This is a genomic window from Burkholderia cepacia, assembly GCF_029962485.1.
Taxonomy (GTDB): Bacteria; Pseudomonadota; Gammaproteobacteria; order Burkholderiales; family Burkholderiaceae; genus Burkholderia.
On record NZ_CP073637.1, the window covers coordinates 1293652 to 1318326 of the forward strand.

Sequence of the window (24675 nt, forward strand, 5' to 3'; positions counted from 1 at the left end):
ACTCGCCAGCCGTGATGATCGATTCCCGCCTCGCGACAGCGATCGTGGAACGCACGCTCGACGTGATTCCATTCGATGTCAATGTCATGGACGCGCACGGCTCGATCCTCGCGAGCAGCGACGCGAAGCGCGTCGGCGAATTGCACGCGGGGGCGCAGCTCGCGCTGGCCGGCGCGCGCACGGTCGAGATCGATGCGGACATGGCGCAACGCCTGCACGGCGTGCGGCCGGGCGTCAATCTGCCACTCAGCGTGCGTGGGCAGCTGTGCGGGGTGATCGGCGTAACCGGCGATCCGGCCGAGGTTCGCCGGTTCGGCGAGCTGCTGAGAATTACCGCGGAAATGCTCCTCGAACGCGAACAACTGACGCACGAGCTGCGCCAGAACGCGCGCCACCGCGAGGCGTTCGTGCTGCAGCTGATCGAACGCCGGGGCGCGGCCGCCGAACTGGATGCGTGGGCGCAGCGGCTCGGCATCGACTGCGGGCTCCCGCGGGTCGCGATCGTCTGCCGTCTCACTGATGTCGATGCGAATCCCGAGGCCGGGGTGGCGCAGATCGAGCGGATGCAGTCGCAGCTCGCCGACGAGCGACCACACCAGCTGACCGCAAAGACATCGTTCCGCGAACTCGTGATCTTCGATCCGATCGACGTGCGAGCGGTCGCACTCGACGCGGTGGCCGATGCCGCCCGCAAGGCGCTGGACGCGCTCGAGACAATCCTGGGCCAGAAGGCGACGCAGCCGTTCAAGCTGGCACTCGGCATCGCGATGGATGGCGTCGCCGGCTTCGAGCGTTCCTACCAGTGCGCGCTGACGACGCTGCGCGTCGGCGTCGAGCGCATGCCGCAGCGGACGACGTTCTCGTACTACGAATTCAGTCTGCCGGTCCTGCTGTCGGGCATGTCGCAGAGCTGGCAGGCGCAGCAATTGCAGTTGCCGCTCAAGCGGCTGCTTGCGTTGGGCCGGCGTTCGGGCCCGTTGCTCGATACCTTGCGGGCATGGTACGCATCGGACGGACATCTCGGGGCGACCGCCGCGCTGCTCGGCATCCACCGCAATACGCTCGACTATCGGCTGCAACAGGTTTGCGACGCGACCCGTCTCGACCTGTCGGTGATGGACGATCGACTCCTGCTGTATATCGCGCTGCAGATCAGCGAAAAGTGACCGCGGCCGCGCGCCGGCCCGGCGCGCGTGCCCGAACCGCGCTGCTCACGACCCTCTCTCCCGTCTCTCCTCGCCCGACATGGCAAATCTGCTCACCGCAATCGAGCGGCTTGGACATCGACGTCCGGCTCCGCAAGGCATAAATTTCCAAGGTTGACGTGCTTATCCGCACGTCAGCCCGCGCGCGTGCCGGCAACCGGCGGCGCGTTCCCAAACAGCGTGAGACACAATCGAGCGTGGAGACGACACGATGAGCCTGTCAGAGCCATTGCGTCTGCATGTGCCGGAGCCCACCGGGCGTCCGGGCTGCAAGACGGATTTTTCCTATCTGCATCTATCGCCGGCCGGCGCAGTCCGCCGCCCGCCGATCGACGTAGCCGCGGCGGACACCGCCGATCTCGCCCGCAGCCTCGTGCGCGTGCTCGACGACAGCGGCAAGGCCGTCGGCCCGTGGGCGCCGGATCTCGACGATGCGCACCTGATCGCCGGGCTGCGCGCGATGCTCAAGACCCGCATTTTCGACGCGCGCATGATGATCGCGCAGCGCCAGAAGAAAATCTCCTTCTACATGTTGAGCCTCGGCGAAGAGGCGATCGGCACCGCGCACGCGATGGCGCTGCGTGACGGCGACATGTGCTTCCCGACCTACCGCCAGCAGAGCATCCTGATCGCGCGCGACGTGTCGCTCGAGCGAATGATCTGCCAGCTGATGTCGAACGAAGGCGACCCGCTGAAGGGTCGCCAGCTTCCGGTGATGTATTCGGATCGCGAAGCCGGCTTCTTCTCCATTTCGGGCAACCTCGCGACGCAGTTCATCCAGGCGGTCGGCTGGGCGATGGCGTCGGCGATCAAGGGCGACACGAAGATCGCGTCTGCGTGGATCGGCGATGGCGCGACGGCCGAGGCCGACTTCCATACCGCGCTCACGTTCGCGCACGTATACCGTGCACCGGTCGTGCTGAACGTCGTCAACAACCAGTGGGCGATCTCGACGTTCCAGGCGATCGCGGGCGGCGAAGGCACGACCTTCGCCGGGCGCGGCGTCGGCTGCGGGATCGCGTCGCTGCGCGTCGACGGCAACGACTTCCTTGCGATCTACGCGGCGTCGAGCTGGGCGGCCGAACGCGCGCGCCGCAATCTCGGTCCGACGCTGATCGAGTGGGTGACCTACCGCGCGGGTGCACATTCGACGTCGGACGATCCGACCAAGTACCGGCCGAGCGACGACTGGTCCCATTTCCCGCTGGGCGACCCGATCGAGCGTTTCAAGCGTCACCTGATCGCGAAGGGCATCTGGTCCGATAGCGCGCATGACGCGCTGACGGCCGAACTCGAAGCCGAGGTGATCGCCGCGCAGAAGGAGGCGGAGAAATACGGGACGCTGGCCGACGACCGGATTCCGTCGCCGGCCTCGATGTTCGACGACGTGTACAAGGAGCTGCCTGCGCACCTGCGCCGTCAGCGCCAGGAACTGGGAGCATGATCATGGCGCAACAAGAGACAGGCACGGCTACGCAGCCGATGACGATGATCCAGGCGCTGCGCTCCGCGATGGACGTGATGCTCGGGCGCGACAGCGACGTGGTCGTGTTCGGGCAGGACGTCGGTTATTTCGGCGGCGTGTTCCGCTGTACCGAAGGACTGCAGAACAAATACGGCAAGTCGCGCGTGTTCGATGCACCGATCTCCGAAGGCGGGATCGTCGGCGCGGCGGTCGGAATGGGCGCGTACGGGCTGCGCCCCGTGTGCGAGATCCAGTTCGCCGACTATTTCTACCCGGCGTCCGACCAGATCGTGTCGGAAGGCGCGCGGCTGCGCTATCGCTCGGCCGGCCAGTTCATCGCGCCGATGACGATCCGGATGCCGTGCGGCGGCGGCATCTACGGCGGCCAGACGCACAGCCAGAGCCCGGAGGCGATGTTCACGCAGGTGTGCGGGTTGCGCACGGTGATGCCGTCGAATCCGTACGACGCGAAAGGGCTGCTGATCGCATCGATCGAGAACGACGACCCGGTGATCTTCCTCGAGCCGAAGCGGCTGTACAACGGGCCGTTCGACGGCCATCACGAACGGCCGGTTACGTCGTGGCTCAAGCATCCGGCGAGCGCGGTGCCCGAGGGGTATTACACGGTGCCGCTCGATACGGCCGCCATCGTGCGGCCCGGCAACGATGTGACGGTGCTGACGTACGGCACGACCGTGCACGTGTCGCTCGCCGCGGCCGAGGAGACGGGCATCGATGCGGAGGTGATCGACCTGCGCACGCTGTGGCCGCTCGATCTCGACACGATCGTCGCATCGGTCCGCAAGACCGGGCGCTGCGTCGTGGTGCACGAGGCGACGCGCACCTGCGGCTATGGCGCGGAACTCGTGTCGCTGGTTCAGGAACACTGCTTCTACCACCTCGAAGCGCCGGTCGAGCGCACGACGGGCTGGGACACGCCGTATCCGCATGCGCAGGAATGGGCGTACTTTCCGGGCCCGACCCGGGTTGGTGAAGCGTTGCGACGCGTGATGGAGGCCTGAGATGGGGATTCATGTCATCAAGATGCCGGATATCGGCGAAGGGATCGCCGAGGTCGAGCTGGTGGCCTGGCATGTGGAAGTCGGGCAGATGATCAAGGAAGACCAGCCGCTCGCCGACGTGATGACCGACAAGGCGGCGGTCGAGATTCCGTCGCCGGTGACGGGCAAGGTGATCGAGCTCGGCGGCCGGATCGGCGAGATGATGGCGGTAGGTAGCGAGCTGATCCGACTCGAAGTCGAAGGCAGCGGCAACCTGAAGGCCGGTGCACCGGTGCGGGAAACAAAGGTGGAAACCGCACCGGTCGCGTCGGCGCCGTCGAAGCCGGCGGCCGACCTGCCGGCCGAGCCGCCTGCACGGCCGGCGGCGAGTCACGCTCCGGCGAAGCCGCGTCGTGAGGAATCCGCGACCCAGCCGCGTGCGGCGCTTGCGCCGGGCGAACGGCCGCTCGCGTCGCCGGCCGTGCGTCAGCGCGCGTGGGACATGGGTATCGAGCTGCGCTATGTGCGCGGCACCGGTGAAGCGGGGCGGATCCTGCATGCGGACCTCGATGCGTATGCGGGCGCCGGTAGCGGTGCTGCGCGCCCGTCGCACGCGCACGGCTACGACGAACGCAACGACGAAACCGAAGTGCCGGTGATCGGCTTACGGCGTGCGATCGCGCGCAAGATGCAGGAAGCGAAGCGCCGCATTCCACACTTCAGCTACGTCGAGGAAATCGACGTCACTGAACTCGAATCGTTGCGCACGGAACTGAACCGCCGCTACGGCGACACGCGTGGAAAGCTCACGCCGCTGCCGCTGCTGATCCGCGCGATGGTGATCGCGCTGCGCGATTTCCCGCAGATCAACGCGCGTTTCGACGACGAAGCGGGCGTCGTCACGCGCTACGGCGCGGTGCACATGGGCGTCGCGACGCAGACGGACGGCGGCCTCACGGTGCCCGTGCTGCGTCACGCGGAAGCGAAGGACGTGTGGTCGATTTCCGCCGAGATCGCACGGCTCGCCGATGCGGTACGCGCGAACCGTGCACAGCGCGACGAGCTGAGCGGTTCGACGATCACGATCTCGAGCCTCGGCGCGCTCGGCGGCATCGTGTCGACACCGGTCATCAATCATCCGGAAGTCGGCATCGTCGGCGTGAACCGGATCGTCGAGCGGCCGATGATCCGCGACGGCGCGGTCGTCGCGCGCAAGATGATGAACCTGTCGTCGTCGTTCGACCATCGCGTCGTCGATGGCGCGGATGCTGCCGAATTCATCCAGGCCGTGCGCGCGGTGCTCGAACGCCCGGCCATGCTGTTCGTGGAGTGAGCACGATGAAGAACGAACACACCACACTGCTCGTCGTCGGCGGCGGCCCGGGCGGCTACGTCGCCGCGATTCGCGCCGGCCAGCTCGGCATCCCGACCGTGCTCGTCGAGCGCGACCGGCTCGGCGGCACCTGCCTGAATATCGGCTGTATTCCGTCGAAGGCGCTGATCCACGTGGCCGATGCGTTCGAACAGGCGTGCGGTCATGCGGGCGAAGGCGCGCTCGGGATCCGCGTGCGCACGCCCGAGATCGACATCGCGAAAAGCGTCGCATGGAAGGACGGCATCGTCGACCGGCTCACGCGCGGCGTCGGCGCGCTGCTCAAGAAGAACGGCGTACGCGTGCTGCATGGCGACGCACACGTGGTCGACGGCAAGACCGTCGATGTCGTCACCGGCGGCCACTCGGTGCGGATCAGTTGCGAACACCTGTTGCTCGCGACGGGCTCCGAGCCGGTCGAGCTGCCGACGATGCCGTTCGGCGGGCACGTCGTGTCGTCTACCGAAGCCCTGTCGCCCGCGACGTTGCCGAAGCGGCTGGTCGTCGTCGGCGCCGGGTATATCGGGCTCGAACTCGGGATCGTCTATCGCAAGCTCGGCGTCGACGTCAGCATCGTCGAAGCGGCCGAACGCGTGCTGCCTGCGTACGATGCCGAACTCTCGCGGCCGGTGGCCGATTCGCTCGCGCGGCTCGGTGTCCGGCTGTGGCTCGGCCACAAGGTGCTCGGGCTCGGGGAGAAAGGCGCGGTGCGCGTGCAGGCCGCCGACGGCGCCGAGCAGACGCTGCCGGCCGATCGCGTGCTGGTGGCCGTCGGCCGCCGGCCGCGGGTCGACGGATTCGGGCTGGAGACGCTGCAGCTCGATCGCAACGGCCGTGCGCTGCGGATCGACGACGAATGCCGGACGTCGATGCGCAACGTGTGGGCGATCGGCGACGTCGCCGGCGAGCCGATGCTCGCGCATCGCGCAATGGCGCAAGGCGAGATGGTCGCCGAGCTGATTGCCGGCCGGCGCCGCCAGTTCGTGCCGGCGTCGATTCCGGCCGTGTGCTTCACGGATCCCGAGATCGTGACGGCCGGCTGGTCGCCGGACGATGCGCATGCGGCCGGCGTCGATTGCCTGAGCGCATCGTTCCCGTTCGCGGCGAACGGGCGCGCGATGACGCTGCAGGCGACCGACGGGTTCGTGCGGGTCGTCGCGCGGCGCGACAACCACCTGATCGTCGGCTGGCAGGCCGTCGGGCGCGGGGTGTCGGAACTGGCTGCCGCGTTCTCGCAGTCGCTGGAGATGGGCGCGCGGCTGGAGGACATCGGCGGCACGATCCATGCGCACCCGACGCTCGGCGAGGCGCTGCAGGAAGCGGCGTTGCGTGCGCTCGGGCATGCGTTGCATGTCTGACGCATAGCCATCCTGAAACGGAAGCGCCGATGCGCAATGTGCGCATCGGCGTCCTTTCGTTTAGCGTACTTTCGGTCGAGCATCGGTCGGGCTGAAACGGCCACCCGCGTGTTCGCCGTTCGTCACGAAAGCGTACGCGGCGGGACACGTCGCGCCGTCACCTCACGATAGAACCCGTCGATCGTATCGACCATCTGCGACAGCCCCGGCTGTTCGAGCGGATAGTGGCCCGCATTCTCCAGCATCGCGATCCTGACCGGCACGTGACGAATCCGCGCGAGGAACGGCTCGCTCAGATGCAGCGGCGTCCGGCGGTCCGCGGCCGGTTGCGTGAGCAGGGAAGGGCATACGGCAAAATTCTCCGGCCGCCGAGGATCATCGACATCTGTCGGCACGTTGGTGCCCACGCCATTGAACAGGATCACGTTCACCCGCGCCTGCGGGTTGCACCGAGCGTGTCGCGACAGGCCATGACCGCATCGTAGCGCTGCCGTCCGCGCGGATCGCGCACGGACGGCCGGCGCACCTGCTCAGGTGTGGCGCGTACCTCGTTTGCCCGGTTTCGCGGCGGACGTCGCGGGGTCTGGCGCCTCGTTGCCGTCGGCGGTTTGCAACTGCTGTACCAACTTGAGGAGCGAGCGTTCCAGTGTGGCCATTTCCGCGTCGCCGATCAGGCTTGCCCAATGTCGTTCCACACGTTCGCCGGTGGCGACGGCAAGCGGCCGGATCATCCTGCCGCGCGCCGTCAGGTGCACCAGCCGGGCGCGACGATCGTCGGGGTCGGGGCGGCGCTCCACATAGCCGAGTTTTTCAAGTTCCTCGACGGCCTCGGTGATCGACTGCTTGCGGACATGGGCGAGCTTGGTGAGCTCACTTACACGAATACCCTGCTCGGGCGTGAACGCGAACACGCTTGAATGCAACGGGCGGATGTCGCCGAACCCGGCATCCGCGAGCGCGGTGTCGACGGTCTGGGTCCAGTGCTGATACGCCAGGCGTAGGAGGATGCCGAGGGAGGCGGGAGTCCGGGAAGATTGCGTCATGATGATATAGACAGGCTCCTGTCCAATTCCTATAATGGACAGGTTCCTGTCTAATTTTGGGTGGTCCGACAGGCACCTTATCATTCTTGTTCTGGAAAGGGCTCTCACATGGCAACGCTTTCGGTTCTGGGTTCGACGATGTTCTACGAGGAGCAGGGGGCCGGCCGGCCCATTGTGTTCCTGCACGGTAATCCGACGTCCTCGCATGTGTGGAGGAAGGTCATGGCGGAGATGCCCACTGCCGGGCGGCTGCTGGCCCCCGACCTGATCGGCATGGGGCAGTCGGGGAAACCGCCGATCCGATACGATTTCGACGATCACGTGCGCTATCTGGATGCCTGGTTTGACGAAGCGGGGCTGTCCGATGTGGTGCTGGTCGGACATGACTGGGGCGGATCGCTGGCGCTCGACTGGGCAGCCCGACACCCGGACCGGGTCGCCGGCGTCGCGCTCATGGAAACCGTGGTCCGGCCGATGACGTGGGCCGATTTCCCGGGGCCGGCCCGCGAGCGTTTCGAAGCGCTGAGAACATCGGGCACGGGCGAGGCGATCGTGCTCGGCAGCAACGACTTCCTGGAGAAGTCGCTTGCCGCGACCATCCTGCATCCCCTTGCGACCGAAGATCTTGAGGTCTATCGGGCTCCTTATCAAACCCGGGAGAGCCGGCTTCCGCTATTGCAGTGGCCGCGCGCGTTCCCGATCGACGGGCTGCCGAGGAACGTGACGGAAAGGGTCGATGCCTACGATGCATGGCTGGCCGCGAGCCACGATGTTCCGAAGCTCCTGCTGACGTTCGACGGGCCGCCCGGCACGCTGCTGATCGGGCCGGAGGCGATCGCGTGGTGCGAGGAACATGTCGTCGGACTGAGCGTGACGGGCTGCGGGCCGGCGCGTCACAACGCACCGGAAGACCGACCGGAAGCGATTGCCGCGGCGATCGTCGCATGGATGCGGCTGAACGATCTGTATTGAACCGGCCCGGGCGCCGCGCGCGTGAAGCGCGCGGAGGGCCGCGCGACACGCGTGCCGTCGGCGTCCTTCACTTCGATGCGCAAGGACTCGCGTGTGGTTCGCCGCTCGCGGGTTCCGGGTCTCGGGGCGGGTGAACCGCCTCGCGCGGCATCACCACGAATGCCCGATGCCGCCGTTGACCATCATGCGCGAGCCGTTCACCGTGCCGACACCGAGCTTGATCACGGTGTTCTGCGTGATCCGCGCGCTACCACCGACCGCGATTGCCGTATAGCCGCCGTAGTTGCCGAACCCGGCGCCGACCGAGACGACCTTGCCCGGATCGACCTGCGGCATCCCCGCGAGCGCGCCGGCGATCGCGATCCCCGAATAGGCGTTGCGTGCGAGATCGTTCACGCCTTGCTGAATCGCGCCGACGCGCTGGTCGGTGTAGCGGTTCGCCGATTCGGTCGCCATCGTCAGCTGATTCAGGTTGACCGCGTCGGTGCCCTGCGTGCCCGGTGCGACGTTGACGATCTGGCGCTGCTGCTCCGCGGTGCCGACCGAGACCACGTTCGAGCGGCCGCCGTCGTTCGAGTTCGCGCCGATCGCGACCGAGTTGGAGCCGGCCGTGACGGTCGGCGCATCGGTGCCCGAACCGTTCATGTCCGCGGTGATGCCCGTGTTGCGCGACGCCGACGTCGACAGGTTGTTGATCTGCGTGTTGATGTTCGTCACGCTGGTCGACAGCGACGATACGCGGTCGTTGGTCGTCGACAGGCCGGTGGACAGCGACGTCACGCTCGTCGACGTGGAGGTCGACAGCGAGCCCAGCGCTTCGTTGGTCGACGACAGGCCGGTCGACAGCGAACCGATGCTGGTCGACGTCGACGTGGACAGCGATGCGAGATTGCTGTTCGTCGAGCTCAACCCCGTCGACAGCGATGCGACGTTGAGGTTGGTCGCATGCAGCTGGCTGCCGTTGATCGCATCGGTGCTATCGGCACTGACGCGGCCCGCCGCGACGTTCTGGATCTGGCGTTCCTGGCCCGGTGAGCCGACGCTGAACACGCCGAACGGGTTCGCACCCGCATATCCGCCGAAATGCAGGCCGCCGATGCTCGACGACGACACGCCGACCGCGGCGCCGGTGACCGAACGGTTGCCGATCGCCACCGAGTTGTCGAGGTTCGCGACCGCGTTCGGGCCGATCGCGACGCTGTTCGCGCCGGTGGCCTGGCTGTCGGCCTCGGTCGAGTTCGCGTGGAAGTACTTCGCGCCCTTCGCGTTGAGGTTGTCGATCGCGTCGCCTACGTTGGCGTGAGTCGTCGTCGTGCCGTCGTTGTTGTATGTCACATACGACGGCGCGGTGATCTTCCCGGTTACCGGATCGTATGTGGCGCCGCCGCCGAGCGCGTCGGCCGTGCTGTTGCCGAGGTTCGTCGTGTTGACGGTGACCGAGCTGATGCTCGTCGACAGCGAGCCGAGGCCCGACGACGTCGACGTGGACAGCGACGTCATCGTGCTGTCGGTCGCGCTCAGGCTGGTCGACAGCGAATGGACGCCCGTCGAGGCGGACGTGGACAACGACGCAAGCGTGCTGTTGGTCGTCGACAGTCCGGTCGACGTGGAGGTCGACAACGACGTGACCGTGTCGTTGGTCGTGCTCAGGCCGGTCGACAGCGACACGAAACCGGTCGACGTCGAGGTCGACAACGAGACCAGATTGTCATTCGTTGTACTGATCGTGGTGGACAAGGAACCGACGGTCGTCGACGTGGCGGTCGACAGCGACGTCAGGTTTTTGCCGAGCGTATCGATGCCGGTCGATGTGGACGTGGACAGCGAAACCAGCGTGTTGTTGGTGGTCGACAGGCCGGTGGACGTGGCAGTCGACAGCGATGCGACGGTGTTGTCGGTCGTGCTCAGGCCGGTCGACAGCGAGGCCATGTTGCTGTCGACGATGCGCAGACTGTCGGCGGTCGACGTCGACAATGACGTGAGCGTGTCGTTCGTCGTGGAGAGGCCGATCGACGTCGACGTCGACAGGCTCGTGAGGTTGGAGCCCACCGTGCCGAGTTCGACGTTGGTCGCGTTCAGCTGCGAGCCGTTGACGGCGTCGGTGCTGTTCGCGTTGAGCTGACCGGCCGCGACGTTGGTGACCGTCCGTTCGCGATTCTGGTTGCCGACGCTGACCGTCCCGACAGGCGCGGTGCCTTTGAAGTCGTATGCGCGACCGTTGATCGTCGCGCCGCTCGTGCCGGTGGCGGCAGCGGTTACCGCACCGCCGCCGAGCGCGACCGAGTTTGCGTCGGCAGCCGTTGCGCTCGCACCGATCGCGACCGCGCCGGCACCCGACGCAACCGCACGCGGCCCGATCGCGCTCGCGGCCGGTGCGCTGGCGTTGGCCTGTGTGCCGATCGACACGCTGGTGGCGGCCGAACTCGTCGCGCGGTCGCCCAGCGCGATCGCGCTCGTTGCAGTAGCGGCGGCGGACGAGCCTGCGCCCAGCGCGCCGCGAGCGGTCGCTTCCGCCGCGCGGCCGAGCGCCGTGCCGGTGTGGCTCGACGTCGCGTTCGCGCCGATCGCCGTGCTGTTCTCCGTGGCCGAGCTGTTGTAGCCGATCGCGGCGGCACCCGTGTAGCCGCCCGTGCCGGCCTTCGCGCCCGCGCCGAGCGCGATCGCGCCGAAGCCGCCGCCGGTGGTGATCGCGCTGGCGTCCTGGCCGATCGCGACGTTGCCGGCGCCGGTCGAGCCGCTGCTGCTGGCCGCACCCGCACCGATCGCAACGTCGCCATGACCGGCTGCCGATGCGTTCACGCCGGCTGCCATCGCGTTGAAACCGGTGGCGCCGTCGTTGTTGTAGTTCGCGCCGGCCGTGCCGCCATCGTTGACGCTGTAGTAGCGCGTGGTGGCGGCATCGATCGCGGCCGACGTGGAGGTCGACAGCGACGCGAGGCCGTTCGATGCGGCGGTGTCGACGGCGGCCAGCTGCCGGACGTTCACGGCATCGGTGTCCTGCGTGCCGCCGGCGACGCGGGTGATCTGGCGTTCCGCGCCGGCGCTGCCGACGGACACGACGCCGTTCGATGCGACGGCTGCGTTGGAGAAGCGTTCCGTGCCCGAACCGGTGCGGTCGGCGACCGAACCCTGGCCGAGCGCGACTGCATTGGCGACGCTCGCGTTCGAGCGGTAGCCGACGGCCACGCCGCTTGCGCCGGATGCGACGGACTTGCCGCCCATCGCGAGCGAGCCTTCGCCGGTCGCGTTGGCTTCGGCTGCAAAGGCCGCCGCATAGGTGCCGCCCGTCGCCTTCGAGCGCGAGCCGACCGACGTCAGGAAGCTGGCCGTCGTCGCACCGGCGCGCTTGCCGGTTTGCGTCGCCGTGGCTTCGTCTCCGATCGCGACGGACCAGTAGTCGGCGCAGGCTGCCCACGTGCCGGAGCACTGGTAGCCGGTATCGCCGCCGACGGAAACGTAGGCGAAGCTGTCGAGGGGAATCAGGGCCGCGGCGGCGACGGAGAGGATGGCGGCAACGCGTGCGGAAGCGGAGACCGTGCTCGACGCTTTCTTGCCGTTGGCGCGGGTGGTTTCGGAGGTGGCGACCCAGGCGCCCAGTGCGTCGTTCCAGATCGTACGGAAAGTGCGGTTCATAGTCTGTCTCGGAAAAAAGAGGACGCCGCACCGCGATACGATGACTTGAGGAATTAAGGCAGCTGGATGGGCGTTCCCGGGTGAATTAAGAGATAACGAATGAGACGAATCTTACAGAATGAAATGTATTTGTAATGTAAAACAACGAAAAATGAATGCACTTTCTTGCACTATTTGACATTATTTGTCGTACAAACATCGAATTAATCGATGCTTTGAGATATGGGGTGCGATGAAAGTGCCAAAAATGCGTGAAAAGGTGCGACGAAATGCTGCATGTGTGCGTGTCCGGGCAGAAGCCGGTTTCTGCAAATTCGAGATTTGTAATGAGCGACGTCTGTAATTTTTCGAGATGCAGGAAGGTTGTCGGCGCGAGGTCGGCCGACGATCATGTCGATAGCCGGAAACCGGGCCGCATCGGGCCCGCCAACGCAGGCTTCACACGGAAGAACCGGACATGAAACTGCTGCTCGTCGGCGCGACGGGACTCGTCGGGCGCCACGTCCTCGAAGTCGCGCTCGCCGATTCGCGGGTCGATCAGGTGATCGTCCTCGCGCGCCGGCCGCTGTCGCCGCATCCGAAGATGCGCGCGCTGGAGGTCGATTTCGACCAACTGCCCGACGCGGCCGACTGGTGGCAGGCCGATGCGGTCATTTGCACACTCGGCACGACGATGCGGGCCGCCGGCTCGCAGGCGGCCTTCCGGCGCGTCGATCACGACTATCCGCTGGCGGTTGCGCGGCTCGCGCACCGGCACGGCACGCCGGCCTACGTGCTGAATTCCGCACTCGGCGCGGATGCCGCGTCGCGCATCTTCTACAACCGCGTGAAGGGCGAGGTCGAGCAGGCGCTCGCCGGCGTCGGGTTTATGTCGCTCACCTATGTGCGGCCGGGCCTGATCGGCGGCAGCCGTGACGAATTCAGGCTCGGCGAGCGGCTGTTCGTGTTCGCGTTGAACGCTGTCGGGCCGGTGCTGCCGGCGAAGTGGCGCGTGAATCCGGCATCGCGGATCGCGCGTGCGCTGGTCGATGCCGCGATCGACGCGCGGCCGGGCGTGCACGTCGTCGCATCGGACCGGCTCGTCTGACGCGCAGCGGGCTGCCCGCGTACCCGGTTATCCGCCCGACAATCCATCGAGCCCGCCGAACTGTTCGGCGAGCGCCGCGGTGAACGCATCCAGCGCTTCGCTGCTGTCGCAGTTCCTCGGCGTCGCGAGCTGGAATTCGACCGTATGGCTCAGCTTGCTCGCGAGCAGCCGGCGCATCTTTCCGGCGGCAACCCAGGGTGCCGCGACGTGGTCGGGCAGGAAGCCGACATGCGCGCCGGACAGGATGAAGATCACGTCGGCGTCGACGTTCTCGGAGAATGCGGTCGGCTGCGCATTGCGCAGCGCGGTGCCCGACGTATTCGTCTTGTAGAGCCGCGCGACGTTGCTCGTGCGCGCGATGTCGTTGACCGAGACGGTCTTCTTCGCAAACAGCGGATGGCGTGCGCCGCAATGCAGCGACTGGTGCTCGACGAACAGCGGCGCATAGTGCAGGCCGGCCTGGTGGCCGGAAAAATAGCCGATCGCGAGCTGCAGTTCGCCTTTCAGCAGCCTGCGCTCCAGTTCATCGGGCGGTATCGCGATCATCTCGATCAGCACGTCCGGCGCCTGTTCGCGAAAACGGCCGACGGCCGCCGCGATCGATTCGACGACGTCGGGTGCAAGCCGCTCGGACAACCCGATGCGCAACTCGCCGAGCAACGTGCCCGACACGTGCTGCGTGTCGCGCGTGAACACGTCCATCGCCTGCAGGAGCCGCCGCGTCGACTGCAGCACGCGCTCGCCCTTCGGCGTCAGCCGGAACCCCCTTTTGCCGCGATCGCACAGCCGGAACCCGAGCCGCGTTTCGAGCTTGGCCATTTGCGTGCTGATGGTGGACGGCGCCATCCCGAGCGTGCCTTGTGCGGCGCTGAAGCCGCCGCTTTCGACGATCGTCAGAAAGAGCCGCAGCAATTGCAAATCCATGTCTCGCAGTCGGGTCAGCATGGCGATACATCGCGTTTCGTGAAGTTGGCTTATGTTAGTTCATATTTTTCGTTGGATGCCGTGCCGGCAGAATCGGGTACGAGGTCGCCTCCCGCGCGGCCGTGTCCCCCTTCAGACAGGACTCCGACGATGAGCCAGAACGATTTCGCGTTCACGCGCGATAGCCTCTACGGCACGCAGGCCGAACCGACCTTCGCAGGCGCGACGAGCTTCATGCGACGGCGCTTCAGCCGTGATCTCGACGGTGTCGACCTCGCGATCACCGGCGTGCCGTTCGATTCCGCCGCATCGCACCGGCCCGGCACGCGTTTCGGCCCGCGCGGGTTGCGGATCGCGTCGACGGGCATCGCGTGGGCGCGCCCGTGGCCGTGGTCGTTCGATCCGTTCGACGTGCTGGCTGCCGTCGATTACGGAGATTGCGCGTTCGATCTCGGGCAGCCCGAATCGGTGCCGGGCGCGATCGAGCGGCATGCCGATGCGATCCTCGCGCGCGGCTGCGCGATGCTGACGCTCGGTGGCGATCACTTCATCACGTATCCGCTGCTGAAGGCGCATGCGAAGGTGCACGGGCCGCTGTCGCTCGTGCATTTCGATGCGCACACCGACACGTGGCCCGATCGCGACGTGAAGCGCATCGATCACGGGACGATGTTCTATCACGCGGCACGGGAAGGGTGGGTCGTGCCCGAACGGTCGGCGCAGATCGGCATCCGGACGACCAACGACGAGCCGATGGGATTCGACATCCAGGATGCGCGCCGCGTGCATGCATCGACGCCGGCCGCGGTTGCCGCACGGATTCGCGAGCGCGTCGGCGATCATCCGGTGTACCTCACGTTCGACATCGACTGTCTCGATCCGGCGTTTGCGCCGGGCACGGGTACACCGGTGTCGGGCGGACTGTCGAGCCACCAGGCGTTCGAGATCCTGCGTCACCTCGACGGCATCAACCTGGTCGGCATGGACGTGGTGGAGGTGTCGCCGCCGTATGATCATGCGGAAATCACGTCGCTGGCTGGCGCGACGATCGCGCTGGAACTGATCTGCCTGTATGCATCGCGCCGGCGGCAGGCAAGGGAAACATCGATCGATGGATGAACTCGACTGGCGCAAGGCCGTGCCCGGTGACGCGGCCGCATGCATCGCACTGCGCGGAAAGACCCGCGAGAACGCGTTCACCGAAGCGCAGTTGCGCGATCTCGGCATCACCGTCGGAAGCTGGGACGACGGGATCCGCGACGGCCTGTTCTCGGGCCATGTGTGCTGCGCGAACGGGCGGATGGTCGGCTACTGCTTCGGCGATACGGCTTCGGGCGAGATCGTCGTGCTCGCGATGCTGCCCGAGTACGAGGGCGCGGGGATCGGCAAGCGGCTGCTGCGGCGCGTAATCGACGATTTCGCGGCGAACGGTTTCACGTCGCTGTTTCTCGGCTGCTCGACCGATCCCGCATCGCGCTCGTATGGGTTCTACCGGCATCTCGGCTGGATACCGACCGGCAAGCTGGATGAAGCGGGCGACGAAATTCTCACGCTTCAGGTCGGGCAGCACGCCTGACCGCGTGCGTTGCCGCGGATCGCGGCGTTTCAGCGATCCGTAAAACTGTTTTGTCATACAAAACAACAACGCAATTGCGGCCCGCGCGCTGATCTACGATGGAAGCATTGCCTCCACCGTCGGCACGAACCGTGTGCACTCACTACCGCGCCCCTGGCGAAGACCCGGGCATCAGCGAACTGAAGATCGGCATCGGCGATCTGTATCGCCGCGACCCGTGGGCGCCCGACGTGTATCCCGACTACGCGGCGCCCGTCGCATGCGCTGACGGCGACGGCCTTGCGGTCGTGGCGGCCGTGTTCGGCTTCTGGCCGAAATTCATGCAGCCCGAGCGGCTCGACGAGCACGGCCGGAAAAAGAAGAAGCTCGATACGGTGAACGCGCGCACGGAAACGGTCGGCGCGTCGCGTCTCTACGCGAACGCGTGGCGCAACGGCCAGCGCTGCCTGATTCCGGTGCGCTGGATCTGCGAGCCGTGCTACGAGAGCGGGCGCAACGTATGGCACCGGATCGGCGTCGACGGCTGGCAGCCGTACTGCGTCGCGGGTATCTGGCGCCGCTACGAAGACAGCGAAGGACGCGTATGCATCGGCATGGCGATGCTCACGGTGAACGCCGACGATCATCCGCTGTTCGCACGGATGCATCGGCCGGGCGACGAAAAGCGCGGCGTCGTGATCTTGCGCCGCGACGATTACGACGAATGGCTGCATACGCGCGACATCGAGACCGCGCGACGCATGCTGAACCTGTTCCCCGCCGATGACATGACGGCCGAGCCCGACCAGGCATCGCCGGCCAGCACGTGACCTTTCATTTTTCCGACGCCTGACTTGCGGCGAAATTGCCCGGCCGTGCACCGATTATTCGGACGATTTCGAGAATCGATCGATACCGGGTAATCACCGATATCTCGCAAGTTGTATATACAAGATCATCCGCTGGCAATGTCGGCACACGTCGTGCCGCTTGCGCGCCAGCGTGCAGACCGTGCGTGCGTGGCGCATGCCGGCGATCCACGGCGCCCCGCACTCGCAGAGCCGAAAGGGCGGCTCGCTGCATCCTGTCCCGTTCAAACCATGTGTGGTCCTGAGTATTTTGGAGATTGACCCGTGTCAACGAATTCCAGTGGAAAAGCCGGCGGACTGATCGAGGTACGCTCGATCGACTTCATTCCCGACGCCGAGCGCCACGGCGGCCTGCTGAGCCAGTTCACGCTGTGGCTGTCGGCGAACATGCAGATCACGGCCATCGTCACGGGCGCGCTCGCGGTCGTGCTCGGCGGCGACGTGTTCTGGTCGCTGGTCGCGCTGTTGCTCGGCCAGTTCGTCGGCGGCGCCGTGATGGCGCTGCATGGCGCGCAGGGGCCGCAGCTCGGGCTGCCGCAGATGATCTCGAGCCGCGTGCAGTTCGGCGTGTACGGCGCGATGATTCCGATCGTGCTTGTGTGCCTGATGTATATCGGTTTTTCCGCAAGCGGCTCGGTGCTGGCCGGGCAGGCCGTCGCGCAGCTGCTGAACATCGATGACGCAGCCGGCATCCTGCTGTTCGCGGCCGTGATCGTCGTGCTGACCGTGTTCGGCTATCGCGCGATCCATGCCGTCGGCCGGATCGCGAGCGTGGTCGGCATCGCCGCGTTCGTCTACATGTTCACGCAGCTGTTCGCGAACCACGACGTCGGCGCGCTGCTCGCGAACAAGCATTTCTCGCTCGCGAGCTTCCTGCTGTCGATGTCGCTGTCCGCGTCGTGGCAGATCGCGTTCGGCCCGTACGTTGCCGACTATTCGCGCTACCTGCCGCGCTCGACGTCGTCGGTCGCGACGTTCCTCGCAGTCGGCCTCGGCTCGGTGATCGGCGCACAGGCGGCGATGGTGTTCGGCGTGTTCGCGGCCGCGCTGGCCGGCAGCCAGTTCGCGCACCATGAAGTGTCGTATATCGTCGGCCTCGGCTCGACGGGCGCCGTGGCTGCGCTGCTGTACTTCAGCATCGCGTTCGGCAAGGTGACGGTGACGGCGCTCAACGCGTACGGCAGCTTCATGTCGATGGCGACGATCGTCAGCGGCTTCCGCGGCAAGGGCGCCGTGTCGTCGAAGAGCCGCCTCGTGTACATCTTCGGGATGATCTGCGTGTCGACGTTGATCGCGCTCGCGGGCCGTCATTCGTTCCTGAAGGAATTCACCGCGTTCATCCTGTTCCTGCTCGCGTTCTTTACGCCGTGGAGCGCGATCAACCTGGTCGACTACTACTGCTTCACGCGCTCGCGCTACGACGTGCCGGCGCTGTCCGACCCGAATGGCCGCTACGGCCGCTGGAACGTGATGGCGATCACGATCTACGTGGTCGGTATCCTCGTGCAGTTGCCGTTCATGTCGACGCACATCTACACGGGGCCGCTGGTCGATGCGCTTGGCGGCACCGACATCTCGTGGATCCTCGGGCTGATCGTGCCGGCCGTGCTGTATTACATCGGCGCGCGCGTATCGCGTCGCAGTATCCCTGAACGCCTGATCCTGCCGATCGAGCGCGGCGAAGTTCACCACTGACGGTGCCTCTCGCGCATCGGGCCGGCTCGTTGCCGGCCTGAGCGCCGAGCCGGGCGCCGTCTGCGCCAGGCTGACCGAGCCGATTTCCATTCCCGCGATACCGGTACGGCGTGATTGCCGCGCCCGGTATCGTTTCGTTCCCTGCCTATTGAATAGTATGACTAAATATATGAAAGCGCGCGGCGATGATTGCCGCGCGCGGCCGGTGCACGCCGGTCTTCGCACGACGGTCGCGGTTGCGTGCCTCGCCGCATCGGGCACCGTGCTCGCTCAGGACGGCGTCACGTTGTACGGCGTGATCGACGAATTCGCTCAGTACGTGAATACGGGTAACGGCTATACGGCGGCGATCAACTCGGGCGGCCAGTGGGGCAGCCGGTTCGGCTTGAAGGGCGGCGAGGATATCGGCGGCGGGCAGAAGATCGAGTTCGCGCTGGAAAACGGCTTCAATCCGAACGACGGTTCGCTCGCGAGTTCGGGCAGCATGTTCAACCGGCAGGCGTGGGTCGGCATCGCAGGGCAGTGGGGCAAGGTGCGTGCAGGCCGCCAGAATTCGCCGCTGTTCAACGACCAGGGCGGGCAGGACGCGTTCGGCGGCGTCACGCAGGCGTCCGGCATGGACAACCTGACCGTGTTCGCGTTCCGCACGAGCAACACGCTGTCGTACCAGAGCCCGGAGATCGCGGGTTTCCAGGGCGGGCTGTACTTCGGGTTCGGCGATGCGGGTGGCGTGCGCTCGGCCGGTTCCAGCCAGCAGTTCGACCTGACCTACGAACATGGGCCGTTCGGCGCGTTCGTCGCGGGGCAGTGGCTGAAGAACGCGACGGCGACCACGACCGATCGCACGATCATGGCCGGCGCATCGTACGAGATCGGCAAGGCAACCGTGTACGGCGGCTTCTCCGCGGTGAAGTGGGCCGACTTCGGGATCGATTCGCGTGTGTACGGGCTGTCGGTGAAATACCAGTTCAATCCGGCGAATTACGTCGCGCTCGGCTACGCGTATCTGCACGACCAGTCGTCGCAGGGCAACAACGCGGACCAGCTCGGGCTGATGTACGAGTACGACCTGTCGAAGCGCACAAGCTTCTATGGCGCGCTGTCGTACCTGCGCAACCGCAACCAGGCCGGCTACACGCTCGCCGGTGCGGCGAACCCCGGCCTGCCGCTCGCGTATCCGGGCGCGAATGCGCGCGGCGTGCAGCTCGGCATCGTGCATCGCTTCTGACGAGCGCGACGCGCCGGGCCGTGTGTGCCCGGCGCCTTCCTCCGGTGCATGCGCGCCGTCACTTCCCCAACCGCTCCGCGAGCGAATAGCGCTGCATGCAGCGCTCCATCGCGTCGAGAAACGCATGCTCGGCCGCGTTCATCTTGCGGTCGCGATGCCACAGCAGGAACACGTCGACATCGACGAGCCCGTCGTCGGGCGGCAGCCGCCACAGCCGCTGCTGCGCGATGTCGTCGCGCACGATGTGCTCGGGCAGGCAGCCGATTCCGTAGCCCGCGAAGATCAGCCGCCGCACTTCCTCGAGGCTCGGCGACGACGCGACGATGCGGCCCGTGAAACCTTTCTGGTCGCGGAACACGGTGAGCGGCGACAGGCTGTCGCCGATCTGGTCGCTCGTGAACGAGACGAAATTCTCCGCGAGCAGATCGTCCATTCGCAGTTGCGTCTGCCCGAACAGCCGGTGGTGGCGGCCGCAGTAGATCGCATAACGTTGACGCAGGAAGCAGCGCATCTCTAGCTTGTCGTGCGGCGTGCGGCACAGGCCGAGCCCGGCCGTCGCCGTCTTCTGCAGCAGCGACGACAGGATGTCCGACGAGCGCATCACCTCGATCTGCAGGTCGATGCGCGGATACGCGCGATGGAATTCCGCGAGGAACTCGTCGTAGACGGGCGATTCGATGCGGCTCACCGTCAGCAGCCGGATCGAGCCGGTCAGGTCGGCCGTGCTGTCGTCGATTTCGGTTTCGAGGCGCGAGATGCCGCCGTAGATGTCGCTCGCGATCCGGTACACGGCTTCGCCGGCCGGCGTCGGCGCGAAGTGCGCGCCGCGCCGCTCGATCAGCCGGCGTTCGAGCGTCTCCTCGAGCCGACGCAGCGCCTGGCTCACGGCCGGCTGCGTCACGTGCAGGCGCGCGGCCGCACGGCTCACGCTGCGCTCCTGCATGATCACCAGGTAGGTGCGCAACAGGTTCCAGTCGAGGCGATCGTTCAGGAACGGGGCGAGGTCGGGGCGCATCGGGTCTCCGGGCGAGGCGTCAGGTAGTCATTAGCTGAATTTATACGGTGAATAATAACTTGAAATTTGACTAATGATTTGCGGTCGCCGATAAAGGAGGGGTGCCGCAGCGTGCGGCGCGAGGCCGCGACAGACGGCCGTCGTCACGATATTGCGCGTCGCTCCGCCGCGGCGCGCGTCAGGAGCCCGCATGACCCAGTCCCTTCCTTCCGCCCGCCAGCCGGGACGCGCCGCGACGGCCGCGTTCATCGGCACGATGATCGAGTGGTACGACTTCTACATCTACGCGACGGCCGCCGCGCTTGTGTTCGGCGAACTCTATTTCCCGTCGCATGACCGCTTCGTCAGCACGATGGCGTCGTTCGCGACGTTCGCGGTCGGCTTCTTCGCGCGGCCGCTCGGCGGCGTGATCTTCGGCCACCTCGGCGATCGCATCGGCCGCAAGAAGGCACTGATGACGACGCTGATGATGATGGGCGTCGCGACCGTGTGCGTCGGGCTGCTGCCCGATTATTCGAAGGTCGGCATGCTCGCGCCGGTGCTGCTCGTCGCGCTGCGCGTGGTGCAGGGCATCGCAGTTGGCGGCGAATGGGGCGGCGCGGTGCTGATGGCGGGCGAGCATGCGCCGCAGGGGCGTCGCACGTTCTTCGCGTCGTTCGCGCAGCTCGGCAGCCCGGCCGGGCTGATCCTGTCGCTGATCGCGTTTCGTGCGGTCACGTCGATGGACAAGGCCGACTTCCTCGCATGGGGCTGGCGCCTGCCGTTTCTCGCGAGTTCGGTGCTGCTCGTGGTCGGCATCCTGATCCGGCTCGGTGTGAACGAATCGCCGGAGTTCGCGCGGGTGAAGGAGACGAACCGCACGGTGAAGCTACCGGTCGCGGAAGTGTTCCGCTCCGCGTCGGGGCTCGTGGCGCTCTGCATCGGCGCGAACACGATCGGCATCGCGGGCGTCTATTTCACGAACACGTTCATGATCGCGTACACGACGCAGTACGTCGGCGTGTCGCGTTCGCTGATCCTCGACAGCCTGTTCGCGGTCGCGATCATCCAGTTCATCGCACAGCCGATCGCGGCCTGGACCGCCGAACGGATCGGCGGCGCGCGCTTCCTGAAGCTCGCGGCGCTGCTCGCGATGCTGTCGCCGTATCCGATGTTCATGCTCGTACAGGGCGGCACGTCCGCATCGCTGATTGCGGGCATTGCACTCGCGGTCGTCTGCATGGCCGGCTTCTATTCGGTGATCGCGGGCTTCGTCAGCGACGTGTTTCCCGCGCACGTGCGTTATTCGGCGATCTCGCTTGCGTATCAGATCTGCGGCGCGATCGCAGGTGGCCTGACGCCGCTCGTCGGTACGTGGCTCGCGCATCGCTTCGCCGGTCAGTGGTGGCCGCTCGCGGTGTTCTACACGTGTCTTGCCGGCATTTCGCTGCTCTGCATCGTCGCGCTCGACGCGCGCCGTGCGGCGCAACCGGCCGCCGCCGAAGCGCTCGGCTCGCACTGAACCTCAACGAACGAATTCATCCGGAGTGCACATGAAAGACCTGCTGGAAATCAACGGCGCCCGCTTGTGGCAGAGCCTGGCCGACATGGCGCGCGTCGGCGCGACGCCGCGCGGCGGCGTGCGGCGCCTCGCGCTCACCGATGACGACCGGCGCGGGCGCGACCTGTTCGCGCAGTGGTGCCGCGACGCGGGGATGACGGTAAGCGTCGATATGGCCGGCAACCTGTTCGCGCGGCGCGACGGCACCGATGCGCAGGCCGCGCCGGTGCTGATCGGCAGCCACCTCGACACGCAGCCGGAAGGCGGCCGCTTCGACGGCGTCTACGGCGTGCTCGCCGCGCTCGAACTCGTGCGCACGCTGAACGACGCCGGCATCGCGACCGGCAAGCCGCTCGAGATCGTGTCCTGGACCAACGAGGAAGGCGCGCGCTTCGCGCCGGCGATGCTCGGTTCGGCCGTGTTCACGGGCGCGTTGCCGCTCGACGATGCGCTCGCGAAGCAGGATGCCGACGGCGTAACGCTCGGCGCCGCACTCGACGCGTGCGGCTATCGCGGCACGCGTGCGACGGGCGGCACGGTCGACGCGTACTTCGAGGCGCATATCGAACAGGGGCCGGTACTCGAGGCGAACGGCACCACGATCGGCATCGTCACGGGCGGGCAGGCGATCCGCTGGCTCGACGTGACGGTGACGGGCGTGGCCGCGCATGCGGGGACGACGCCGATGCCGTATCGCAAGGATGCGTATTTCGCGAGCGCGCAGATCGCGCTCGAACTCGAACGGATCGTCGCCGGCTATGCGCCACGCGGGCTCGCGACGATCGGGCAGGTCGGGATCCGCAATGCGTCGCGCAACACCATTGCCGGCGATTTGACGTTCACGGTCGACCTGCGCCATCACGACGATGCCGAAGTCGATGCGATGGAGCGCGACCTGCGCGACGCGTGCGCACGCGTCGCCGCCGCGCGTGGCGTGCAGGTCGCGATCGAAACCTGCTGGCGCAGCCCGGCGACGCCGTTCGACCGCGACTGCGTCGAACTGGTCGCGCAGGCGGCAGCCGCGTTCGGCTACACGAACGAGCGGATCGTCAGCGGTGCCGGCCACGACGCGATCCTGCTCGCGCGCCGTTTCCCGACCGCGATGGTGTTCATCCCGTGCGTCGACGGACTGTCGCACAACGAGGCCGAGGACGCGCTGCCCGACGACGTGACGCATGGCACGAACGTGCTGCTTCATGCAGTGCTGGCGCGCGCCGGCATGGCGGCGCGCGTCGAAGCGGCGGCCGCCGCGCACGATGCGTGACGCAGTGAATCGACGAGGACGAACGATGAGAACCTATTTCCATCCCGAACAACTGCTGCACCATCCGCGCAGCTACCTGTCGCGCGGCCAGATGCGCGAACCGCAGGAAGTACCCGAACGCGCGGCGCGGCTCGTCGCGGCCGTGCGCGCGCTCGACTTCGACGTGCGCGAACCGGCCGACCGCGGCACCGCGCCGATCGCGGCCGTGCACGACATGAACTACCTGCGCTTTCTCGAGGACGCGCATCGCGACTGGAAGCAGATGCCCGACGACTGGGGCGACGAAGTGATGTCGAACGTGTTCGTGCGCGACCCGAACCCGTTGCGCGGCGTGCTCGCGAAAGCCGCACGCTACCTCGCCGACGGCAGTTGCCCGGTCGGCGCGAACACGTGGCGTGCAGCGTACTGGTCCGCGCAGGGCGCGCTCGCGGCCGCGGCCGACGTCAACGACGGCGCGCGCGAGGCCTACGCGCTGTGCCGGCCGCCCGGCCATCACGCGCGCCGCGATGCGGCTGGCGGCTTCTGCTACCTGAACAATGCGGCGATCGCCGCGCAAGCGCTGCTCGGCCGCCATCGCCGCGTCGCGATTCTCGACACCGACATGCATCACGGGCAGGGTGTGCAGGAGATCTTCTACGGCCGCGACGATGTGCTGTACGTATCGATCCACGGCGACCCGACCAACTTTTATCCGGTTGTCGCGGGCTTCGAGGAAGAGACGGGCGCGGGCGCCGGCGACGGCTTCAACCTCAACCTGCCGATGCCGCACGGTTCGCCGGAATCGGCATTCTTCGAGCGGCTCGACGACGCGTTGCGCGCCGTCGCGCGATTCCAGCCCGATGCGCTCGTGCTCGCACTCGGCTTCGACATCTACAAGGACGATCCGCAGTCGCAGGTTGCCGTCACGACCGACGGGTTCGGGCGGCTCGGCGGTGCGATCGGTGCGCTCGGGTTGCCGACGGTGATCGTGCAGGAGGGTGGCTATCACCTCGACAGTCTCGACGCGAACGCTCGTGCGTTCTTCGGCGGGTTTGCCGCCGCACGCTGACCGATTGGGCGGGGCCGGATCGCGCGTGCGCGGGTTCAAGTTTTCCGTGTGCATGCCGATAATTCGTGCATATGCTGGATGGATGCACGAAGGAGGGCCGCACGATGACAGCCGGCCAAATCAGACGCGGTGCGATCGCGCTCGCCATGCTGGGCGCAGGGTCGCTCGCGGGCGCAGCGGAACCCTCGATTCCGCTGCGCGTCAGTCTCACCATTCCGGAAACCTGCACGATCGGCACGGACGTTCGACAGGCTGCCGACGCCGATATCCCGAGCGTCAGCTGCATGCACGGCACACCGTTCGTGCTGAGCCACGCGCCGCTGCCCGATCTGCGGTCGGCGCCGCGCAGCGTCGGCGCAGGCGCGCCGCCGGCATGGACCGTCACGTTCTGAACGGCGGGC

The 24675-nt window shown here is 66.8% G+C and carries 21 protein-coding genes; 16 read left to right on the top strand and 5 right to left on the bottom strand.

Annotated features, from left to right (window positions below; translation table 11 throughout):
• The first annotated feature begins 11 nt into the window (after positions 1–11).
• From KEC55_RS06020 to lpdA, 5 genes are all read left to right on the top strand, one after another.
• Positions 12–1166 carry a sugar diacid recognition domain-containing protein gene (locus KEC55_RS06020; RefSeq protein ID WP_282507133.1) on the top strand — a complete coding sequence of 385 codons (1155 nt, stop codon included), beginning with the start codon at positions 12–14 and terminating at the stop codon, positions 1164–1166.
• 250 nt (positions 1167–1416) lie between these two features.
• Positions 1417–2649 carry a 3-methyl-2-oxobutanoate dehydrogenase (2-methylpropanoyl-transferring) subunit alpha gene (locus KEC55_RS06025; protein ID WP_176046946.1) on the top strand — a complete coding sequence of 411 codons (1233 nt, stop codon included), beginning with the start codon at positions 1417–1419 and terminating at the stop codon, positions 2647–2649.
• A 2-nt stretch (positions 2650–2651) separates the two neighbouring features.
• The gene (locus KEC55_RS06030) at positions 2652–3692 is read left to right on the top strand and encodes an alpha-ketoacid dehydrogenase subunit beta (RefSeq protein WP_176046947.1); all 1041 of its coding nucleotides are present in this window, start codon (positions 2652–2654) and stop codon (positions 3690–3692) included.
• Position 3693: 1 nt separating this feature from the next.
• On the top strand, positions 3694–5004 hold the full coding sequence (locus KEC55_RS06035; protein WP_282507134.1) for a dihydrolipoamide acetyltransferase family protein: 1311 nt from the start codon (positions 3694–3696) through the stop codon (positions 5002–5004).
• Between the two features lie 5 nt (positions 5005–5009).
• Positions 5010–6401: a dihydrolipoyl dehydrogenase gene (gene lpdA / locus KEC55_RS06040; RefSeq protein ID WP_282507135.1), complete on the top strand. Its 1392-nt coding sequence runs from the start codon at positions 5010–5012 to the stop codon at positions 6399–6401.
• A gap of 122 nt (positions 6402–6523) precedes the next feature.
• On the opposite strand, the gene KEC55_RS06045 is transcribed toward lpdA, so the two are convergent.
• Both KEC55_RS06045 and KEC55_RS06050 read right to left on the bottom strand, forming a co-directional pair.
• Complete coding sequence (locus tag KEC55_RS06045; protein ID WP_282507136.1) at positions 6524–6832, bottom strand: hypothetical protein; 309 nt, start codon at positions 6830–6832, stop codon at positions 6524–6526.
• A 99-nt stretch (positions 6833–6931) separates the two neighbouring features.
• Positions 6932–7444: a MarR family winged helix-turn-helix transcriptional regulator gene (locus tag KEC55_RS06050; protein WP_282507137.1), complete on the bottom strand. Its 513-nt coding sequence runs from the start codon at positions 7442–7444 to the stop codon at positions 6932–6934.
• A gap of 108 nt (positions 7445–7552) precedes the next feature.
• Here KEC55_RS06050 and KEC55_RS06055 point away from each other — a divergent pair, with 108 nt between their 5' ends.
• Positions 7553–8416 (top strand): haloalkane dehalogenase, encoded by an 864-nt coding sequence (locus KEC55_RS06055; RefSeq protein WP_282507138.1) that lies wholly within the window; start codon positions 7553–7555, stop codon positions 8414–8416.
• Positions 8417–8566: 150 nt separating this feature from the next.
• Here the strand turns inward: KEC55_RS06055 and KEC55_RS06060 are convergent, their stop codons facing one another.
• Complete coding sequence (locus KEC55_RS06060) at positions 8567–12049, bottom strand: ESPR-type extended signal peptide-containing protein (protein ID WP_282507139.1); 3483 nt, start codon at positions 12047–12049, stop codon at positions 8567–8569.
• Between the two features lie 457 nt (positions 12050–12506).
• Between KEC55_RS06060 and KEC55_RS06065 the strand changes: the two genes are divergently transcribed.
• Complete coding sequence (locus KEC55_RS06065; protein WP_282507140.1) at positions 12507–13136, top strand: NAD(P)H-binding protein; 630 nt, start codon at positions 12507–12509, stop codon at positions 13134–13136.
• Positions 13137–13163: 27 nt separating this feature from the next.
• Here the strand turns inward: KEC55_RS06065 and KEC55_RS06070 are convergent, their stop codons facing one another.
• Positions 13164–14081: a LysR family transcriptional regulator gene (locus KEC55_RS06070; protein ID WP_282507141.1), complete on the bottom strand. Its 918-nt coding sequence runs from the start codon at positions 14079–14081 to the stop codon at positions 13164–13166.
• A 129-nt stretch (positions 14082–14210) separates the two neighbouring features.
• On the opposite strand from KEC55_RS06070, the gene speB reads away from it, so the two are divergent.
• The 5 genes from speB to KEC55_RS06095 all read left to right on the top strand — a co-directional run bounded on the left by speB (position 14211) and on the right by KEC55_RS06095 (position 19407).
• Positions 14211–15179, top strand: a complete 969-nt coding sequence (gene speB / locus KEC55_RS06075) for an agmatinase (RefSeq protein WP_282507142.1) — start codon at positions 14211–14213, stop codon at positions 15177–15179.
• Entirely contained in the window at positions 15172–15636 is a 465-nt protein-coding gene (locus KEC55_RS06080) for a GNAT family N-acetyltransferase (protein WP_282507143.1), read from the top strand. Before speB ends, KEC55_RS06080 begins: the two co-directional genes overlap by 8 nt.
• A gap of 131 nt (positions 15637–15767) precedes the next feature.
• The gene (locus tag KEC55_RS06085; protein ID WP_282507144.1) at positions 15768–16445 is read left to right on the top strand and encodes an SOS response-associated peptidase family protein; all 678 of its coding nucleotides are present in this window, start codon (positions 15768–15770) and stop codon (positions 16443–16445) included.
• Between the two features lie 303 nt (positions 16446–16748).
• A complete protein-coding gene (locus tag KEC55_RS06090) occupies positions 16749–18179 on the top strand; it encodes a purine-cytosine permease family protein (protein ID WP_282507145.1) in 1431 nt (476 codons plus the stop codon).
• 157 nt (positions 18180–18336) lie between these two features.
• Entirely contained in the window at positions 18337–19407 is a 1071-nt protein-coding gene (locus KEC55_RS06095) for a porin (protein ID WP_282507146.1), read from the top strand.
• A gap of 58 nt (positions 19408–19465) precedes the next feature.
• On the opposite strand, the gene KEC55_RS06100 is transcribed toward KEC55_RS06095, so the two are convergent.
• The gene (locus KEC55_RS06100; protein ID WP_175842843.1) at positions 19466–20422 is read right to left on the bottom strand and encodes a LysR family transcriptional regulator; all 957 of its coding nucleotides are present in this window, start codon (positions 20420–20422) and stop codon (positions 19466–19468) included.
• Positions 20423–20612: 190 nt separating this feature from the next.
• On the opposite strand from KEC55_RS06100, the gene KEC55_RS06105 reads away from it, so the two are divergent.
• The 4 genes from KEC55_RS06105 (at position 20613) to KEC55_RS06120 (ending at position 24666) form a co-directional block, all read left to right on the top strand.
• On the top strand, positions 20613–21923 hold the full coding sequence (locus tag KEC55_RS06105; RefSeq protein WP_176046958.1) for an MFS transporter: 1311 nt from the start codon (positions 20613–20615) through the stop codon (positions 21921–21923).
• Positions 21924–21954: 31 nt separating this feature from the next.
• Positions 21955–23226, top strand: a complete 1272-nt coding sequence (locus KEC55_RS06110) for a Zn-dependent hydrolase (RefSeq protein ID WP_282507147.1) — start codon at positions 21955–21957, stop codon at positions 23224–23226.
• Between the two features lie 25 nt (positions 23227–23251).
• Positions 23252–24274 (top strand): histone deacetylase family protein, encoded by a 1023-nt coding sequence (locus KEC55_RS06115; protein WP_282507148.1) that lies wholly within the window; start codon positions 23252–23254, stop codon positions 24272–24274.
• A 104-nt stretch (positions 24275–24378) separates the two neighbouring features.
• Positions 24379–24666, top strand: a complete 288-nt coding sequence (locus tag KEC55_RS06120; protein ID WP_282507149.1) for a hypothetical protein — start codon at positions 24379–24381, stop codon at positions 24664–24666.
• The last annotated feature ends 9 nt before the right edge of the window (positions 24667–24675 follow it).

Coding starts and splice junctions, on each gene's coding strand:
- KEC55_RS06030 (WP_176046947.1), top strand. CDS start 2,652: ATGGCGCAACAAGAGACAGGCACGGCTACGCAGCCGATGACGATGATC.
- KEC55_RS06095 (WP_282507146.1), top strand. CDS start 18,337: ATGACTAAATATATGAAAGCGCGCGGCGATGATTGCCGCGCGCGGCCG.
- KEC55_RS06105 (WP_176046958.1), top strand. CDS start 20,613: ATGACCCAGTCCCTTCCTTCCGCCCGCCAGCCGGGACGCGCCGCGACG.
- lpdA (WP_282507135.1), top strand. CDS start 5,010: ATGAAGAACGAACACACCACACTGCTCGTCGTCGGCGGCGGCCCGGGC.
- KEC55_RS06115 (WP_282507148.1), top strand. CDS start 23,252: ATGAGAACCTATTTCCATCCCGAACAACTGCTGCACCATCCGCGCAGC.
- KEC55_RS06120 (WP_282507149.1), top strand. CDS start 24,379: ATGACAGCCGGCCAAATCAGACGCGGTGCGATCGCGCTCGCCATGCTG.
- speB (WP_282507142.1), top strand. CDS start 14,211: ATGAGCCAGAACGATTTCGCGTTCACGCGCGATAGCCTCTACGGCACG.
- KEC55_RS06050 (WP_282507137.1), bottom strand. CDS start 7,444: ATGACGCAATCTTCCCGGACTCCCGCCTCCCTCGGCATCCTCCTACGC.
- KEC55_RS06080 (WP_282507143.1), top strand. CDS start 15,172: ATGGATGAACTCGACTGGCGCAAGGCCGTGCCCGGTGACGCGGCCGCA.
- KEC55_RS06110 (WP_282507147.1), top strand. CDS start 21,955: ATGAAAGACCTGCTGGAAATCAACGGCGCCCGCTTGTGGCAGAGCCTG.
- KEC55_RS06035 (WP_282507134.1), top strand. CDS start 3,694: ATGGGGATTCATGTCATCAAGATGCCGGATATCGGCGAAGGGATCGCC.
- KEC55_RS06070 (WP_282507141.1), bottom strand. CDS start 14,081: ATGCTGACCCGACTGCGAGACATGGATTTGCAATTGCTGCGGCTCTTT.
- KEC55_RS06055 (WP_282507138.1), top strand. CDS start 7,553: ATGGCAACGCTTTCGGTTCTGGGTTCGACGATGTTCTACGAGGAGCAG.
- KEC55_RS06060 (WP_282507139.1), bottom strand. CDS start 12,049: ATGAACCGCACTTTCCGTACGATCTGGAACGACGCACTGGGCGCCTGG.
- KEC55_RS06025 (WP_176046946.1), top strand. CDS start 1,417: ATGAGCCTGTCAGAGCCATTGCGTCTGCATGTGCCGGAGCCCACCGGG.
- KEC55_RS06065 (WP_282507140.1), top strand. CDS start 12,507: ATGAAACTGCTGCTCGTCGGCGCGACGGGACTCGTCGGGCGCCACGTC.
- KEC55_RS06100 (WP_175842843.1), bottom strand. CDS start 20,422: ATGCGCCCCGACCTCGCCCCGTTCCTGAACGATCGCCTCGACTGGAAC.